Below are 15930 nucleotides of genomic sequence, written 5' to 3' on the forward strand. Positions count from 1 at the left end.
GGCCGGGGATAATTCGTATTCCTACCCGGTCCCGTCATAAGGGTGGCGCGGTGGATACGAAAAAATCAACGTCGGCGCCTGTCGTGCGAGATGATGTCGATTCGTTTCAAGAACGTCTGGACATGGTCCGGGTCGCCTGCTCGGCGGCGTTGTCGTTGGATGAACTGGTCACCATTGCGGTCGCCCAGGCGAAGGCGGCCACCCGCGCCGCCGCCGGCATCCTGTTCCTGCTCGACGGGGACGAACTGGTGGTGGCGGCCGGTGACGGCTACCCCGCCGAGCTGATGAACACCTGGTCGCGCTTCGCACTGTCGGCCGACACCCCGGCCAGTAGCGTCGTGCGGAACCGGCGGGCAGAATGGTTCTCCGATCCGGCGGAGAAGGCCCGCCGCTATCCTGACCAGGCGCCGAAACGGACCGGATTCAACGCGCTCGCGGCGCTGCCGATCAATTCTCGTCGATCGACACTTGGAGTATTGGGGATCTCTTTCCGGCATCCCCGGGAGTTCGCCCCGGTCGAACGGCTCTTCCTGCTCATGCTGGCCGACCAGGTCGGCATCGCCCTGGCCCGGATCCTCGATGCCGGTCACGGCGACGGCGTTCTCCACCGCACGCGGCTCGCGGATCCGGTGCGCCGCCGAGCGGTGACCGACGCCATGTCGGCCGTCGACGCGGCCCGGGCCACCATCGACGGTGCCACCGCGCTGGCACGGACGATCTGCGACGCGGACAGGGTTCACCTGTCGCTGATCGGCGACGAGTGGACGCCGGCGGCCGGGTCCGGCGCCGCACCCGGGAGCGGACCCGCCAGCCCGGTCGCCGTGCCGTTGTGCGCCGTGACGAATTCCCCGCACGCCCCGTTGACCATCGCCGCCTCGTCGGCCGCAGGCCGGCTGCCGGCGCCGTGCGGTGGCACCGAGACCTACCTCGGCGCACCGGTGTCGGTCCGGGGCGTGGTGGTCGGAGCGCTCTGCGTCTGCGGCGGGCATCCCCGTGCCTGGTCCGACCGGCAGCGGGAGTTGATGGACGTGCTCGCGGCGGGGATCGGCACCGAGCTGACGCTGCGCAGCCGTGCCGCCCGTGAGGGGCGGCTGCTGCGGTCCGTCGAGACTCGCACCCGGCTGCGTGACCGGTTGGCGGCAGCCGGGAGCGTGAGCCAGGTCGCGGGCGCACTGCTGGAGGCGGTGGCGGATGTCGACGGTGTCGTCGGGGCGGCGGTCACGGTCTGCGACGAACAGGCCGGCATGCGGCATCACCAGGCGCGGTGCTCCGATTCCGCCGTCGCCGCGGCTCTCGGCGTGCTCGCGGCCCAGCCACCTGGCCCGGACGGTGTGCTCAACCGGTCACTGTCGCTCAGCGACCTGATCGACGAGCTCCTGGGAGACGCCTCCCCTCTGGTCGAGATAGGTGCTCGGAGAGCGGAGCTCGTGCGGATGCCGGGCCGGCTGACGACCGGTTGGCTGGCGGTCGCCCTCGAGGATCGGGCGGACACCGAACCGGCGCGCCGCGACCTGATCGACCTGGCCCACCTCGGTGGCGTGGCCTTCGACCAGACGGCGATGCAGGAGCGCCACCAGCTGGCCACCGGCAGGGCGGCCTTCCTGGCCGCTGCCTCGGCGCACCTGGAGGCGTCACTCGACATCGACGAGACGCTGCAGCGAATGACCCGGATCGCGGTGCCCGCCCTCGCCGAGGGCTGCCTGGTCTTCCTGGCCGACCCGGGCGGTCTGCGGCTGGCGGCCGCCAGCCATCTGGACATCCGGGTGGAGAAGCGGATCAAGGCGGAGCTGGGCGCCGACCCCGCCTTTCTCCGGATCGCGGAGTCGGCGCTGGCCGAACCGGTGGCCACCGGGGACGACCTGCCGGGCTGGCTGCGGGCGGAACGGGTGCGCTCGACACCGCTGCGGGGCCGGGGCAGGCTCGTCGGGCTGATAACGCTGCTGGACGCGCCCTCGGACGGGCTGCCCCACCTGGCCGACGACACCCTGATGGCCGACCTCGCCATACACGCCGCCATCACGATCGACAACGCGCTGCTCTACGCCAAGCGTTCCGCGGATCTGGCCGCGCTGCAGTACCGGCTGCTGCCGCCGCGCCTACCGCTGCTGCCGGAGTTCGATGTCGCGGCCCACTACCAGGCCGGCGACCGGTCGCTCGACGTCGGTGGCGACTTCTACGATGTCATCACCCTGGCCGAGGACCGCCGGGTCTTCATGATCGGTGATGTCTGCGGTCGCGGCGCGGCCGCCGCCTCGATCACCGGCCTGGCCCGGGCCGTGCTGCGCACCGTCATCCAGGAGGGTGCCTCACCGGCCCAGGCGTTGCAGCGCCTCAACGAGGCCATGCGGACGGCGGGTGACCGCGGTGAACTCTGCACCGCCGTGGTGGTGCGGATCGACGGACGCGGCGACGAGTGCCACCTGACGGCGGCGGTCGGCGGCCATCCCCTTCCCCTGCTGCGCCGGGCCGGGGACACCACCGAGATCGGCCGGCACGGACCGATGCTCGGGCTGCTCGCCTCCCCGGTCTTCCATGAGGTCAGCCTGCCGTTGGCCGGTGATGACGTGGTCCTGCTGTATACCGACGGGATCACCGAGTCGCGGCGCGGCGATGAGTTCTTCGGCTCCCGCCTGGTGACCGCCGTGACCGAGGCCGGGCAGTCCGCGGAGCAGGTCATCACGGTCGCCATGGATCGGGTCGAGCTGTTCCGCGACGAGAGCAACGACGACATCGCCATGCTCGCGGTACGGCCCCGGGGACGGTCGCTGGCCGGGATCGAGTTGCCGGATCTGACCGGACCGTCCGCCCAGCCGGCCGTGCGCGCCTTGATCAGCCGGGTCCTGGCCGATCATGAAGCGGCCCGGAGAAACCTGTGCCGCCGGCTCGCCGTCCTGATGACCCTGGTGCCGCCGTCGGTGACCGGCCCGGTCCACGTCGGTGTGCTGAAGTTGCCGGGACGGTGGCGGGTGGAGATCACCCGGGTGATACCGCCCGATGGCCCGGTGGCGGGTGCGCGGGGGCCGTCCCGGACGGTGCCCGGTGCCCTCGACCAGGTACGGCACGGGATGCAGGTCATGGCGTCCATCGAAGTGGTGAGCGCGTCATGACCGAGCGCCGGTCCGTCCTGGTGGTGGAGGACAACGAGATCGACCTGGAGGTGATCGTACGGGCGCTGCGGCGGTGGGAGCCCGACCTGCGCGTGGATGCGCTCGCCGACGGTGACGAGGTCGTGCCCTGGCTGTTGCGAGCGGTGCGGCTGCCCCGGCTGATGCTGCTCGACCTCGGCCTCGTCGGCAGGAACGGCCGTGCGGTGCTCAGAGACATCCGCCGGGAGCCGGTGCTCGCGGAACTGGCCGTCGTGGTGTTGACCAGCTCCACCGATCCGCGCGATGTGGACGAATGCTACGCGGCCGGCGCGAACGGGTACCTGGTGAAGTCGATCGACATCGCGTTGCTGCAGTCGACGCTGATCGCGGGGGTCACCTACTGGATGAGACACCCGATCGCGTCCTGAAGACCGGAGCCGGCGACCACCGGGACGGTGGAACGCGGCTGCGCTATCTTCACTCCGGCGGCTTCTTCCGCCAGCGGACCGGAGGTGTCAGGGGCATGACGATCGCGGGCAGCGGCAGCATCGATCTCGGCGGGAAGAGCGTGCACCGCCTCGGCTTCGGCGCCATGCGCATCACCGGGCCGGGCGTCTGGGGCCCGCCGCGGGACCACGACGAGGCGATCCGGGTGCTGCGGCGCGCCGTCGAGCTCGGGGTCACGTTCATCGACACCGCCGACTCGTACGGGCCGGACGTCTCCGAGGACCTGATCCGCGAGGCCCTGCACGACGGCAGCGGCTACGGCGACGTGGTGATCGCGACCAAGGGCGGCTTCACCCGGATCGGGCCGGACCGCTGGGTCGCGCTGGGCCGGCGGGAATACCTGCGCCAGTGCGTACTGATGTCGCTGCGCCGCCTCGGCGTCGAGCAGATCGACCTGTGGCAGCTGCACCGCATCGACCCGAACACCCCGCGCGACGAGCAGTTCGGCGAGCTCAAGGCGTTCCTCGACGAGGGCCTGATCAATCAGGTCGGCCTCTCCGAGGTCAGCGTCGACGACGTACGGCAGGCGCAGGCCGCCGGGCTGCCGGTCGCGTCCGTGCAGAACCGCTACAACCTCGGTGACCGCCGTGCCGAGGACCTCGTCGACTTCTGCACCGAGCAGGGCATCGCGTTCATCCCGTGGGCCCCGGTCGACGCCGGCGCCCTCGCGCGTCCGGGCGGCCCGCTCGACCAGGTCGCCGAAGCGCACCCGGGGGTCACCACCGGGCAGCTGGCCCTGGCCTGGCTGCTGCGGCGCTCGCCGGTGATCGTCCCGATCCCGGGCACGTCGTCGGTCGGCCACCTCGAGGAGAACCTGCTCGCCGCGGACGTGCAGCTCACCGACGACGAGTTCGCCACGCTGACCAAGGCGGTCTGAGGCGGAGCCCGCAGTCAGCCGATTGACGGATCGCGAACCCGTCGGCCGACGGCTGCGGGGCACTGCCGCGGTGGGCGAGGCTCTTCCCATGACTTCCACCCGCAACTTCCTCTCCTACAAGTCGAGCGGCTCGATCCTGAGCGTCTATGCGAAGGACTCGGTGCTCTCGGTCGGGTCCATCGGGTCGATCCTGTCGATCGGGTCGTTCGGCTCGGTGCTGTCGGTCGGCTCGGCCGGCTCGTTCGCGTCGGTGCTGTCGGCCGGGTCGGCGGGGTCGGTGATGGCGATCGGCGCGTTCGCCTCGATGCTGACCGCCGGGTCGCTGGTCACCGCCGGACTGGCCGTCGCGGCCGTCGCCCTCGGCGTGCTGCTGGTCGCCCTGACACCCCGGCCCGGCTGGATCCGGTGACCGGCTCGCCTGGCTCGCCGGTCGCCTGACGCCCCAGGAGGGTGGATCCGGTGACCGGCTGCAACCTGCTTGCACCGGGAAGCGGCCGAAACTCGCCGGTGATTGCTTCATGGTGGAGGCATGGCACAACCAGGGGCTCGTCTTGCGCGGCTGTTGACGGTGGCCGTGTGGGGATCGGGCGCCCTGCTCGGTGTGATCGTGGTGCCGGGTGTGACCGGCTGGGGCACCGACCTCCAGGTGCGGACGATGAACGACCTGGTGTTCGCGCCGGTCACGCTGATGACCGCGGCGCTGGGCCTGAGGCTGGTGCTGAAGGGCGGCCTGCAGCCGAGCGAGCGCCGGGCCTGGCTCGTGCTGGAAGTGGCGTTCCTCCTGCAGGGCGTCGCCCGGATGACGTCGCTGGTCCGGGACTTCCTGCCGGGTATGCCGCCCTACCCGTCCGTTTCTGACTACCTGTACGTGCTGGCGATCCCGTTCCTGGTGGCCGGGCTGGTGCTGCTGCCCGCCGCGCGCCGTAACCGGGCCGAGCGGGTCAAGCTGCTGATCGACTCGCTGATCATCGTGGCCGGCGCGTGCATGGCGCTGTGGTACCTGGAGATCGGGCCGATCCTGCAGACCCCGGGCGCCGATCCCGTGGTGATCGCGTTCTCGGCCACGGTGCCGGTCCTCGACCTGCTGGTGCTCTTCGCGCTGGTCACCCTGCTGCTGCGCCGCCCGAAGGCCGGGGTCGCGGTGGGACTGCTCGGCGCGGCGATGACGGTGAACGTGGTCGCCGACAGCACGTACACCATCGCGTACGTACAGTTCGGGGTGTACTTCCAGCCCGGCAGCTGGCCGTTCCTGCTGTGGGCGGCCGGTGCCTTCCTCGCGTTGCTCGCCGTGCACCATCGGCTGCGCCAGGACGGTGCGACCTCCGGTGAGCGGCGCAGTCGCGGTCGTTTCGGCTGGCTTCCGTACGGTGCGGTGGTGCTCGCCTACGCGCTGATCGCCTTCGTCGCGCGGGACCAGTCGATGTACCCGCTCGGCGGCATGATCCTCGGCGGCATCGTGATCACCAGCCTGGTGATCGTCCGGCAGATGTTCGCGCAGCGGGAGAACCGTCGCCTGGCCGTCACCGACCCGCTCACCGGGCTGTCCAACCGTGCCCTGATCGCCGAGCTGCTCAGCGAGATGCTCCGTCAGCCGCACCGCGACGACCGGCACAGCGCCGTGCTGCTGATCGACCTCGACCGCTTCAAGCCGATCAACGACGCGTACGGGCACGAGGCCGGTGACGCCGTGCTCAAAGCGGTCGCGGCGGCGCTGCGCGCGGTGATCCGGACCGGGGACACCGCGGGGCGGCTCGGCGGTGACGAGTTCGCCGTGCTGCTGCCCGGGATGCCGAGCCGGGAGGTCGCCGAGAGCATCGCGCAGCGGCTGGTCGAAGCCCTGCGCACGCCGGTGATCTTCGGCGATCTGCTGCTGGGCGTCGAGGCCAGCATCGGTGTCGCGTTCCTCGACGAGACCACCGCCGACACCGCGCAGCTGATCGCCCACGCCGACGCCGCCATGTACGCGGTCAAGCGCGCAGGCCGCGGCCACTACCGCGTCTACACCCCGGAGCTGGACACCCGCGCGCGCGACGCCGAGCTGCGCGACGCGGTGGAGAACGGCGAACTCGTCCTGCACTTCCAGCCGGTGGTCAACCTGGTCGGCGGCGACGGCATCGCGGTCGAGGCGCTGGTGCGCTGGAACCATCCGGTCCGGGGCCTGCAGATGCCGGGCGCCTTCATCGAACTGGCCGAGGAGACCGGCGCGATCATCCCGATCGGCGAGTGGGTGCTGCGCGAGGCGTGCCGGCAGGCCGTCGGCTGGTCCACCCCGACCGGCGAGAAGGTGTGGCTGAGCGTCAACGTCTCGGCCCGCCAGGTCACCCAGGCCGGCCTGGTCGACACGATCCGCGAGGTGCTGGCCGAGACCGGGTTCCCGGCCGACCGGCTCGTGCTGGAACTGACCGAGAGCGTGATCCTGCAGCCCGACGAGCAGACCGTGGCACGGCTGAGCACGCTGCGCGAGATGGGCATCGGCATCTCGGTCGACGACTTCGGCACCGGGTACGCGGCGCTGAGCTACCTGCGCACCCTGCCGGTCAGCATCCTGAAGATCGACCGCTCGTTCGTCGACGGCATCGACACCGACCCGGACACCTACGCGGTGGCCGAGGCGCTGGTCCGGCTGGCCCGCGCGTACCGGCTGCACGTGGTGGCCGAGGGCATCGAGACCGCGGAGCAGGCCCGGTGCATGGCCGAGATGGGCTGCACCTACGGCCAGGGTTATCACTTCGCCCGCCCGATGTCCGGCCCGGCCCTGGCCGACCTGCTCGCCTCCGGCGGCGTCGGCAGTCAGATGGTCGCCCGCTGACCGGTATTCGGCTGGCTTCCCGGGGTGTCTCCGCGCCCGCGAGACACCCCGGGAAGCCAGCCGGGGTCAGGACGGGAGCAGGGCGGTGCCGAGGTTCTCGGCGGCGAGGTAGGGGTTGAGGTGGGGGTGGCGGGAGCCCACCGCGACGTCGCGCCAGTAGCGCTGCAGCGGGTTGCCGGCCGCGAAGCCGCTCGCGCCGTGCAGGTCGAGCATCAGGTCCACCGCTGACCGGCAGTCGCGGGCCGCGGAGGCCATGTCCATGGCGAGCCGGGCCGGTTCGGGCGACGCGGCGTCGACGGTCTCCGCCGCCCGGGCCACCGCGAGCATGGTGCTCCGGGCGCGGTCGACGAGGTGGGTCGCGTCGGCCAGCCACTGGCGGGCGCCGGGGGAGTCGCCCATCCGTGCGTACCCGGTCATGAACGGTTTCCGGTCCGAGGCGAACATCGCGGTGACCACGTCGAGCGCACCGGTCGCGGCGCCGACCACCGGGCCCAGGACGGTGAGCGCGTAGAGCAGTCGCTGTGCCGCCGCCGGCGGGGTGGCCGGTGCCACCCGCTCGGCCGGGACCAGCAGGTCCGTCGCGACCAGGGTGTGGCTGCCGGTGCCGCGCATGCCGGCCATCCGCCACGTCCGGTCGACGGTCAGATCCGCGACCGGGACCAGCATCAGCGAGTACGCGCCGTCGACCATCAGGGCCAGGCCCGCCCACGCGGCGTCCTCGCAGCCCGAGACGTTCGGCCAGCGTCCGGTGACCCGGACCCCCTCGGCGACGCGCTCGCCTCGACCGGCCGGGACACCGGAGCCGCAGGCCACCGCGTCCGGGTCGGCGTGGAACTCGGCAAGAACGGCGTCGGGGAAGGAGGCCGCCGTAAACGTCTTGCTGGTCGCGCAGGTGCCGGCGATCCAGGCCGTGGACGGACACGCCCGGGCCAGTGCGGCCAGGTGCACGGCGAGAGCTTCCGGGTTCGACTCGGCTCCGCCGTACAACATCGGGGTGCGCAATGCGAAAGCACCAGCGGCGCCGGCGGCCTTCAAGCTCTCCGGTGCGAGGCGTTCCTGGTTCTCGGTCTGTTCCGCGTTGTCGCGGAGGATTCGGTACGTGGTGTCGGTGCTCGTCACGGGAGAAAGTGCACCATCGGCGCGGGTGCCGCGACCATGCGTGCGCGGCCCGGGTCCATACGCGGATGTGCGGCTACCATCGCGCGGTGGACATGATCAGCGAGGTGATCGGCAGCGTCCGGGCCGGGAACGTCGGCGCTCGCCCGGTCCACGCGTCCGGGGCGTGGGGGATGCGGTACGACGCGTTCGCCGGCAGCGGCTTCCACATCCTGACGCGCGGGGACGCCTGGCTGATCACGCGGAACGAGGAGCCGGTCGCGCTCACCGCCGGTGACGTCGTGCTGAGCCCGTCCGGCGCGGCGCACGGGCTCAGCCACGCGCCGTGCGGATTCGGTGAGCTGCCGCCGGCGGTGATGGCCGTCGAGCCGCCCCCGGTCGAGCCGTCCGACGTGGAGTTCCTCTGCGGGGCGTACCGGTTGGACCGGGGCCGGGCGCACCACTACCTGCGGGCGATGCCCGACGTGGTCGCGGTGTCACCGGACTACGACCGGCATCCGGAGCTGCGCTCGCTGATCGGCCTGCTCGGCGCGGACACCGCCGCTGACCGGCCCGGCACCCGGGCGACCCGGTCGGCGCTGCTCGACCTGCTGCTGGTGCACGTGCTGCGGCTGTGGCTGGAGGACGAGGGCGGGGTGACCTGGCCGGCGCTCGACGATCCGGTGGTGTCGCCGGTGCTGCGGGAGATGCACGCCAGCCCGGAGAAACCGTGGACGGTGCAGCGGCTCAGTGCGAGCAGCGGGCTGTCGCGGACCGCGTTCACCCGGCGGTTCACCGCTGTGGTGGGTGAACCGCCGATGACGTATCTGATGAACTGGCGGCTGGACCGCGGGGCGCGGTTGCTGCGGGAGACGTCGTCGCCGCTGGCGACGATCGCCCGGCAGGTGGGCTATGCGACGGAGTTCGCGTTCGCCGGTGCCTTCCGGCGGGAGTACGGGGTGTCGCCCGGCCGGTTCCGCAAGTCGGTGTAGTCGGCTGGTTTTCAGGGGTGTCTCGGGATGGCTGAGACACCCCTGAAAACCAGCCGACTACCTGACGCCGGATCAGGTTCGGGAGCGGCGTAGCAGCCAGACGAAATACGGCGCGCCGATCAGGGCCATCATCAGGCCGGCCGGGATCTGCGCCGGCGCGATGATCGTGCGGCCCAGCGTGTCGGCGGTGCAGACCAGCAGGCCCCCGAGCAGCATGGCGACCGGGATGATCCGCCCGTGCCGGACGCCGACCAGGCTGCGGGCCAGGTGCGGTGCGACCAGACCGACGAAGCCGACCACCCCGATCGCGATCACGCTCACCGCCGCGGCGACCGCCGCGACCGTCAGCAGGGTCAGGCGTGCGCCCTCCCGGCGTACCCCGAAGATCCGCGGGGTGTCCTCGTCGATGGCCAGCAGGTCGAGCTGGCGGCGCATGCCCAGCGCCGCCGGGATCGCGACCAGCAGCACCAGCGCGACCGGCAGCACGTCGGCGAAGGTGCGGCCGTACGTGGTGCCGGAGAGCCAGGTCAGGATCCGCGGGGTGTCCCACGGGTCGGCGCGCAGCAGCAGGAACGTGCTGACGTTGCTGAGCGCGTACCCGCAGCCGATGCCGATCAGCAGGAACCGGTCCGGGAGCAGTCCGCCGCGCCACGCCAGCACGGTGATCAGCGCGAACGTGGCCAGACCCATCACGACGGCCAGGACGATCAGCGTGGGACGGCCGCCGGACAGCGCCGAGGTCACCACGATCACCGCGCCCAGCCCGGCGCCCGCGGTGATGCCGAGCACGCCCGGCTCCGCGAGGGGGTTGCGGACCGTGCCCTGCACCAGCGTGCCGGCCAGGGCGAGGGCCGCACCGGCGACGACGGCCGCGGCGACCCGCGGGGCCCGGTCGTCGAGCGCCCGGCCGATCAGGTCCGGCGCGGTGCCCTGCAGCCACAGCACGATGTCGCCGGTGCGCAGCCACAGGCTGCCGGCCAGCAGACCGGCCACCGTGGCGACGGCCAGCAGCGCGGCCACCACGATCAGCACGGTGGTGAACCGGCGGCGGGAGCGGACCGCGACGTACGCCCGGGGCGCCTCGCGCGCGGCGCCGGCGTCGCGCAGCCGCAGCGCCAGGATCACGATCACCACGGCGCCGAGCAGCGCGGTCGGGATGCCGGTGGGGATCGAGGCGGCCGCCTGCGCGCCGAGGATCGCCCGCAGCACCGCGTCCGCGAGGATGACCAGCAGTGCCCCGGCCAGTCCGCAGGCCGGGATCAGGAAGCGGTGCCGGGCCAGGGCGCCGATCCGGTGGGCGGCCAGGCGTACCGCGACCGGCGCCGCGAGCCCGACGAACGCGATCGGCCCGGCGAGCGTCACCGAGATGCTGGTCAGCAGCACGGCGCAGAGCACCGCGACGACCCGGGTCGAGCGGACCGGCACACCGAGCGAGGCGGCCGCGTCGTCGCCGAGGCCGAGCACGTCGAGGCGGGTGGCCAGCAGCAGGGCGGCGCCGAGCGCGACCACGATGACCGGGGCGGCGCGCAGGGCGGCGTCGATGTTCAGTTGGGCGAGCGAGCCGCTGCCCCAGGCGTACAGGCCGGTGGTGCTCTCCTTGAACAGGATCAGCAGCATCGCGGTGGCCGCGTCGAGCGCCATCGCGACCGCCGAACCGGCCAGGATCAGCCGGGTCGAGCCGATGCCCGAGGCGGTGCCGACCAGCCCGAGCACCAGGCCCGCGGCGAGCAGGCCACCGGCGCAGGCCACCGCGCCGGACGCCCAGAGCGGCACGGCGAGGCCGAACGCGGCGACCGCGCACAGCGCGAAGTAGGACCCGGCGGTGACGGCGAGGGTGTCCGGCGCGGCCAGCGCGTTGCGGGTGACCGACTGCAGCAGGGCCCCGGCAGCGCCGAGCGCCACCCCGACCGCGACCCCGGCCAGCACCCGCGGCAGCCGCGAGCCGGTCAGCACGTCCGCGACCGGTACGCCACCGACCTGCTCACGCGCCCCGAGCAGGTAACGCACCAGGTCGGTGAAGCCGATGCCGGAGGTGCCCTGGGTGATGTGCCACAGCCCGGCCACCACGACCGCGACGAGCAGGACGGCCAGCACGGCCGCCCCGCTCATCCCGCGACCGAGTCCCAGGCCGGGCAGTGCCGGCCGTACCCGGGTGTCGCTCACGCCGTGGTCAGGATCTTCACGTAGGCGTCGATGGCCTGCTCGTTGGAGAGCGGGCCGCCGGCGCCCCAGACACCCGCCGGGAACGCGTACGCACGGTTCTCCTTGACCGACGGCAGCGCCGACCAGATCGGGCTCTTGCGCAGTTCCTTGACGTAGCTGTCCGCGGTGTCGTCGTCGGAGTAGAACAGGGTGGCACTGCCGACGGCGGTGAGGCCCTCGATGTCGGTCTGCGCGAGACCGTACGCCGGGTCGACGCCGCCGCTGCCGTACGTCTTGTTGATCGCGTCGGTCCAGGCCGGTACCAGGCCGAGCTGCTCGCCGAGCTCGGTGAACAGCGCGCCCTTGCCGTACGGGCGGATGACGACGTTGCCGCCCTCGATCCAGCCGTCGAAGAACAGGAAGTCCTTCGCGGTGACGTTCGCGGCCGCGACCGTGGTCTTCGCCTCGGCGAGGTGCGTGTCGAACTGGCTCAGCACCTTCTCGGCGCGCTCGGTACGGCCGGTGGCCGTACCGATCATCGAGAAGACCTTCTTCATGTTCGCGATCTGGCCGGTGGCGTCGGCGCCCACGGTGGCCAGCACCGGCACGCCGCGCTTCTCCAGCTTGGTGATCAGCTCGTCGTCGGCCTTGAACGCCTCCACGATGATCAGATCGGGGTTCGTCGCGTAGAGCGCGTCGAGGTCGGGCTGGCCGCGCTCGCCGGTGTCGACGACGCCCGCGGGCAGCGTCTCGGCCTTGACGTAGGTGGCGTAGCCCTTGGCGTCGGCGACCGCGACCGGGTTGAGGCAGAGCGTGATCAGGTCCTCGGTCTGCTGCCACTCCAGCACGGCGACCCGCTGCGCCGGCTTGGCCAGCTCCACCGTGCGGCCGACGCCGTCGGTGATCGACACCGGGCCGGTCGCGGTCGTCGTGGTGTCGTTGGCGCAGGTCTGCGACGTGGGGGCGGCCGAGCCGGCGGCGGCGGGCTCGTCCACCTTCGTGGTGCCGCAGGCGCTGAGCGCCACGGCGACCGCGGCGAGGGCCGCCGTGGTGATCGCGAGGCGGTTGACAAGGATCATCGGACTTTTTCTCCTGGGTGGATCGGGGGCGCCGCGGGGGCGGCGTGACGGTTGCGGGCGGGATGCCGCCCGACGGGGTCGAGGCGCAGGCGCCCGGTGCGCGGGTCGACGTCGACGTCGACCCGCAGGTCGTAGACCTCGCTGAGGTGCTCGGCGGTGAGCACCGCGAGGGGGTCGCCGGCCGCGTGGATGCGCCCGGCGTGCAGCAGCACGAGCGTGTCCGCGACCCGGGCGGCGTGGTCGAGGTCGTGCAGCACGATGCCGACGGCGACGCCGTGCTCGTCGGCGAGGTCGCGGACCAGGTCGAGCGTCTCGATCTGGTAGCGCAGGTCCAGGTGGTTCGTCGGTTCGTCGAGCAGCACCACGCCGGTCTGCTGGGCCAGGCAGGCGGCCAGCCAGACGCGCTGCATCTCGCCGCCGGACAGCTCGCCGACCGGCCGCTGGGCCATCTCGGTCACGCCGGTGACCGCCATGGCCGCGGCGATCGCCTCCCGGTCGGCCGGGGACGGGCCGGCGAAGCGCCGCCGGTGCGGGTGCCGGCCGAACGCGACGACCTCGCCGGCCGTCAGCCCGTGCGGGGCCTGGCGCGACTGGGAGAAGAGGGTGACCTCCCGCGCGAAGTCCCGGGCGCTCAGCAGCGACACCGCCCGGGCCGGCCGCCCGTCGCGGTGCTCGAGGGTCACCTCGCCGCCGTCCACCCGGTGCAGCCGGGCCAGCGCCCGCAGCAGCGTGGACTTGCCACTGCCGTTCGGCCCGATCAGCGCGGTCACCCGGCCGGGCGCCAGCTCCACCGAGACGCCGTGCACCACGGCGGTCTTGCCGTACCGGAGCACGAGCTGGTCACCGCGGAGCACGGCCGCGGAGGGCGCAGGCGTCGTGGACATCGAGCGGCTCCGAATTCGCAGGGCAGCAGGCGCGGCACGCCCGGTCGAGGCAGCCGTCGGCCTCGCTTGCGGCGTGACCGTGCTGGCCGGCCGGAGTGAGGTTAGGTTTGCCTTGCCTTACGGAGGCTAGATGATCATCAGATTGTCGGCAATCCGGCCCTCAGGACAGGCGATACGGGATTCCGGACATCAGGCGCGATAGGCGGGCGCCTGGGCGAGCAGGCCCGGCGTCACGTTCATCACCCGCTGGAACGCGGCGATGAACGTGCTCGGCTGCGCATAACCGAGCCGTTCGGACACCCCGCGCACGTCCACGCCCTCGGAGAGCAGGGCCAGCGCCTGGTGCACGCGCAACGCCTGCCGCCACTGCGCGAACGACAGCCCGGTCGCGCCGCGGAACGCCCGGGTGATCGTCCGATCGCTGATGCCCAGCTGGTCCGCCCACTCCTGCAGCCCGCGGTCGTCGGCGGGGTCGGCCAGCAGCGCCTCGGCGATGCCGTCGATGCGGGGATCGCCGGGCAGCTCCAGCGCGAACTGCCGCTCCGAGGGGTCGAGCACGTCGAACACGACCGCCTCGGTGCGGGCCCGCGCCTCGGCGTCGAGATCCGTGCGGACCAGGCGCAACAGCAGCGACTCCAGCAGTGGGGTCATCGTGATCGACGTCGGTCCGGCGAACGCGACCGGGGTGCGCTCGGGGACGAAGAACGCGTCGTGCAGCTCCGCGCCGGCGGTCAGCCGGCCGCCGTGGACCACGCCGGCGGGCAGCCACAGGCCGTACCCGGCCGGGACCGTGAAGATCCGGTTGCCGATCCGCGAGGTCAGCGTGCCGCCGCGCACCCACACCAGCTCGTGCATCGGATGCGCGTGCGGCAGCCAGTCGGTGGCGACGCCGGACACCTCCGACTCGGCGACGATCGTGAGCGGCCCCAGGTCACCGGCCGGCACCGACACGGCCCGGCGCACCACCGTCGCCGGGTCGCGCCGCCAGGTCCCCAGGCTCAGGGCGTCGTGGGCCGGCATGCCGACGAGGGTACGCGAGCGATCTTCACCATCCGCGCCGTCAGGCGGCGTCAGCGCCGCTTCGGCAAAATTCCTGAGGGGTACGCAGGGTCTGGCGCCCGGCCGGTGACCGCCGTCACCCTTCGTGATGGGTCCTCTGAACGGCCATCCGGCAACGGACTCAGGGGCGACTTCCGATGTGGAGAAAAGCCCGTTTTCGTCATCAAAGCTATCCTGAGGATGGAGCGTTGATGAAGAAGATTGCTCGTGTGGTGACCGTAGGTGGCCTCGGTGTTCTCGCCGCACTCGCCACGGCAGCCGGGCCCGCCCAGGCCTCGGGCGCCAACCAGGCGCCGGTGACCAAGCAAGCGGGCGGTTGCTGCAACGATTCCGGAGACACCGGACAGGTCGTCGGCTGGTACACATCTCAGCAGGCGTGCACGGTCGCGGGCCAGTTCGGCCGGGACAACTCCGACTGGAGCGACTTCGACGTCACGTACGTGACGGTCGGCGAGCGGCGCGGGACGTGGGCACTGCGGATCCTCACCGACGGTGACTGGTTGCAGCCGGGCTTCCGGCCGTACGGCCCGTCGCTGGTCGCGGCGTACCCGCTGCTGCCGGGACGTCCGGGCTGGATCCGGCCGCGGCACCTCCGCCCGGCCACCTTCTTCGTCGGGCCGCAGGGTGGCTTCATCTCCGGACACCAGGGCGGCTTCGGCGGTGGACGTCCGGGCAGCGTCTTCGTCGGCCCGCAGGGGGGATTCAACCCGGGACATGGCGGTTTCAACCCCGGCCACGGTGGGTTCAACCCCGGCCACGGTGGGTTCAACCCCGGCCACGGTGGGTTCAACCCCGGGCACGCTGGTGGTGGACACCACGGGGGCTTCAACCCGGGACACCAGGGGGGTAACAACTCCGGACACCAGGGTGGTTGGAACCCGGGACACCAGGGGGGTTCCAACTCCGGTCACGGTGGCGGTTCCAACTCCGGGCACGGCGGGGGCTCCAACTCCGGGCACGGCGGGGGCTCCGGCCCGGGGCACTCCGGTGGCGGGCAGTCGGGCGGCTCGGGGCACTCGGGTGGGGGTATGTCCGGTGGTGGCGCTCCTGGCGGTGGGTCGTCCGGTGGCGGCGCTTCCGGTGGCTCCGGGCACAGCGGCGGCGGGGCTTCCGGTGGCTCGTCGGGTGGCTCGTCCGGTGGCGCTTCTGGTGGTCAGCAGGGTGGCGGCTCGTCCGGTGGTGGCTCCGGGCACTCGGGTGGCGGCTCGTCCGGTGGTGGCCAGCCTGGTGGCGGCTCGTCCGGTGGTGGCCAGCCCGGCGGCGGCTCGTCCGGTGGCGGCGCGTCGGGCGGTGGCTCGGGGCACTCGGGTGGCGGCTCGTCGGGTGGTCAGCAGGGTGGCGGCTCGTCCGGTGGTGGCTCCGGCCACTCCGGCGGCGGCGCGTCCGGTGGCACCCGCTGA

12 protein-coding genes are annotated in these 15930 nt (G+C 72.5%); 7 read left to right on the plus strand and 5 right to left on the minus strand.

Annotated features, from left to right (window positions below; all coding sequences use genetic code 11):
- The first annotated feature begins 122 nt into the window (after positions 1 to 122).
- The 5 genes from Apa02nite_RS39630 (at position 123) to Apa02nite_RS39650 (ending at position 7279) form a co-directional block, all read left to right on the plus strand.
- Positions 123 to 3107, plus strand: a complete 2985-nt coding sequence (locus tag Apa02nite_RS39630; RefSeq protein ID WP_203829639.1) for a SpoIIE family protein phosphatase — start codon at positions 123 to 125, stop codon at positions 3105 to 3107.
- Positions 3104 to 3514 (plus strand): response regulator, encoded by a 411-nt coding sequence (locus Apa02nite_RS39635; protein WP_203829640.1) that lies wholly within the window; start codon positions 3104 to 3106, stop codon positions 3512 to 3514. The genes Apa02nite_RS39630 and Apa02nite_RS39635 overlap by 4 nt, the downstream gene beginning before the upstream one ends.
- Before the next feature lie 95 nt (positions 3515 to 3609).
- A complete protein-coding gene (locus tag Apa02nite_RS39640; protein ID WP_203829641.1) occupies positions 3610 to 4470 on the plus strand; it encodes an aldo/keto reductase in 861 nt (286 codons plus the stop codon).
- An 88-nt stretch (positions 4471 to 4558) separates the two neighbouring features.
- The gene (locus Apa02nite_RS39645; protein ID WP_203829642.1) at positions 4559 to 4879 is read left to right on the plus strand and encodes a hypothetical protein; all 321 of its coding nucleotides are present in this window, start codon (positions 4559 to 4561) and stop codon (positions 4877 to 4879) included.
- Between the two features lie 120 nt (positions 4880 to 4999).
- Positions 5000 to 7279 (plus strand): putative bifunctional diguanylate cyclase/phosphodiesterase, encoded by a 2280-nt coding sequence (locus Apa02nite_RS39650; RefSeq protein WP_239164862.1) that lies wholly within the window; start codon positions 5000 to 5002, stop codon positions 7277 to 7279.
- 66 nt (positions 7280 to 7345) lie between these two features.
- On the opposite strand, the gene Apa02nite_RS39655 is transcribed toward Apa02nite_RS39650, so the two are convergent.
- On the minus strand, positions 7346 to 8398 hold the full coding sequence (locus Apa02nite_RS39655; RefSeq protein WP_239164863.1) for an acyl-CoA dehydrogenase family protein: 1053 nt from the start codon (positions 8396 to 8398) through the stop codon (positions 7346 to 7348).
- A gap of 92 nt (positions 8399 to 8490) precedes the next feature.
- Here Apa02nite_RS39655 and Apa02nite_RS39660 point away from each other — a divergent pair, with 92 nt between their 5' ends.
- A complete protein-coding gene (locus tag Apa02nite_RS39660) occupies positions 8491 to 9366 on the plus strand; it encodes an AraC family transcriptional regulator (protein WP_239164875.1) in 876 nt (291 codons plus the stop codon).
- Positions 9367 to 9438: 72 nt separating this feature from the next.
- On the opposite strand, the gene Apa02nite_RS39665 is transcribed toward Apa02nite_RS39660, so the two are convergent.
- The 4 genes from Apa02nite_RS39665 to Apa02nite_RS39680 form a co-directional block, all read right to left on the minus strand.
- The gene (locus tag Apa02nite_RS39665; protein WP_203829644.1) at positions 9439 to 11529 is read right to left on the minus strand and encodes an iron ABC transporter permease; all 2091 of its coding nucleotides are present in this window, start codon (positions 11527 to 11529) and stop codon (positions 9439 to 9441) included.
- Positions 11526 to 12587, minus strand: a complete 1062-nt coding sequence (locus tag Apa02nite_RS39670) for an iron-siderophore ABC transporter substrate-binding protein (protein WP_203829645.1) — start codon at positions 12585 to 12587, stop codon at positions 11526 to 11528. Before Apa02nite_RS39670 ends, Apa02nite_RS39665 begins: the two co-directional genes overlap by 4 nt.
- Complete coding sequence (locus Apa02nite_RS39675; protein WP_203829646.1) at positions 12584 to 13471, minus strand: ABC transporter ATP-binding protein; 888 nt, start codon at positions 13469 to 13471, stop codon at positions 12584 to 12586. The genes Apa02nite_RS39670 and Apa02nite_RS39675 overlap by 4 nt, the downstream gene beginning before the upstream one ends.
- Before the next feature lie 189 nt (positions 13472 to 13660).
- Entirely contained in the window at positions 13661 to 14491 is an 831-nt protein-coding gene (locus Apa02nite_RS39680) for a helix-turn-helix domain-containing protein (RefSeq protein ID WP_203829647.1), read from the minus strand.
- A 230-nt stretch (positions 14492 to 14721) separates the two neighbouring features.
- On the opposite strand from Apa02nite_RS39680, the gene Apa02nite_RS39685 reads away from it, so the two are divergent.
- The gene (locus Apa02nite_RS39685; RefSeq protein WP_203829648.1) at positions 14722 to 15930 is read left to right on the plus strand and encodes a hypothetical protein; all 1209 of its coding nucleotides are present in this window, start codon (positions 14722 to 14724) and stop codon (positions 15928 to 15930) included.

Source organism: Actinoplanes palleronii, assembly GCF_016862315.1.
GTDB lineage: Bacteria > Actinomycetota > Actinomycetes > Mycobacteriales > Micromonosporaceae > Actinoplanes > Actinoplanes palleronii.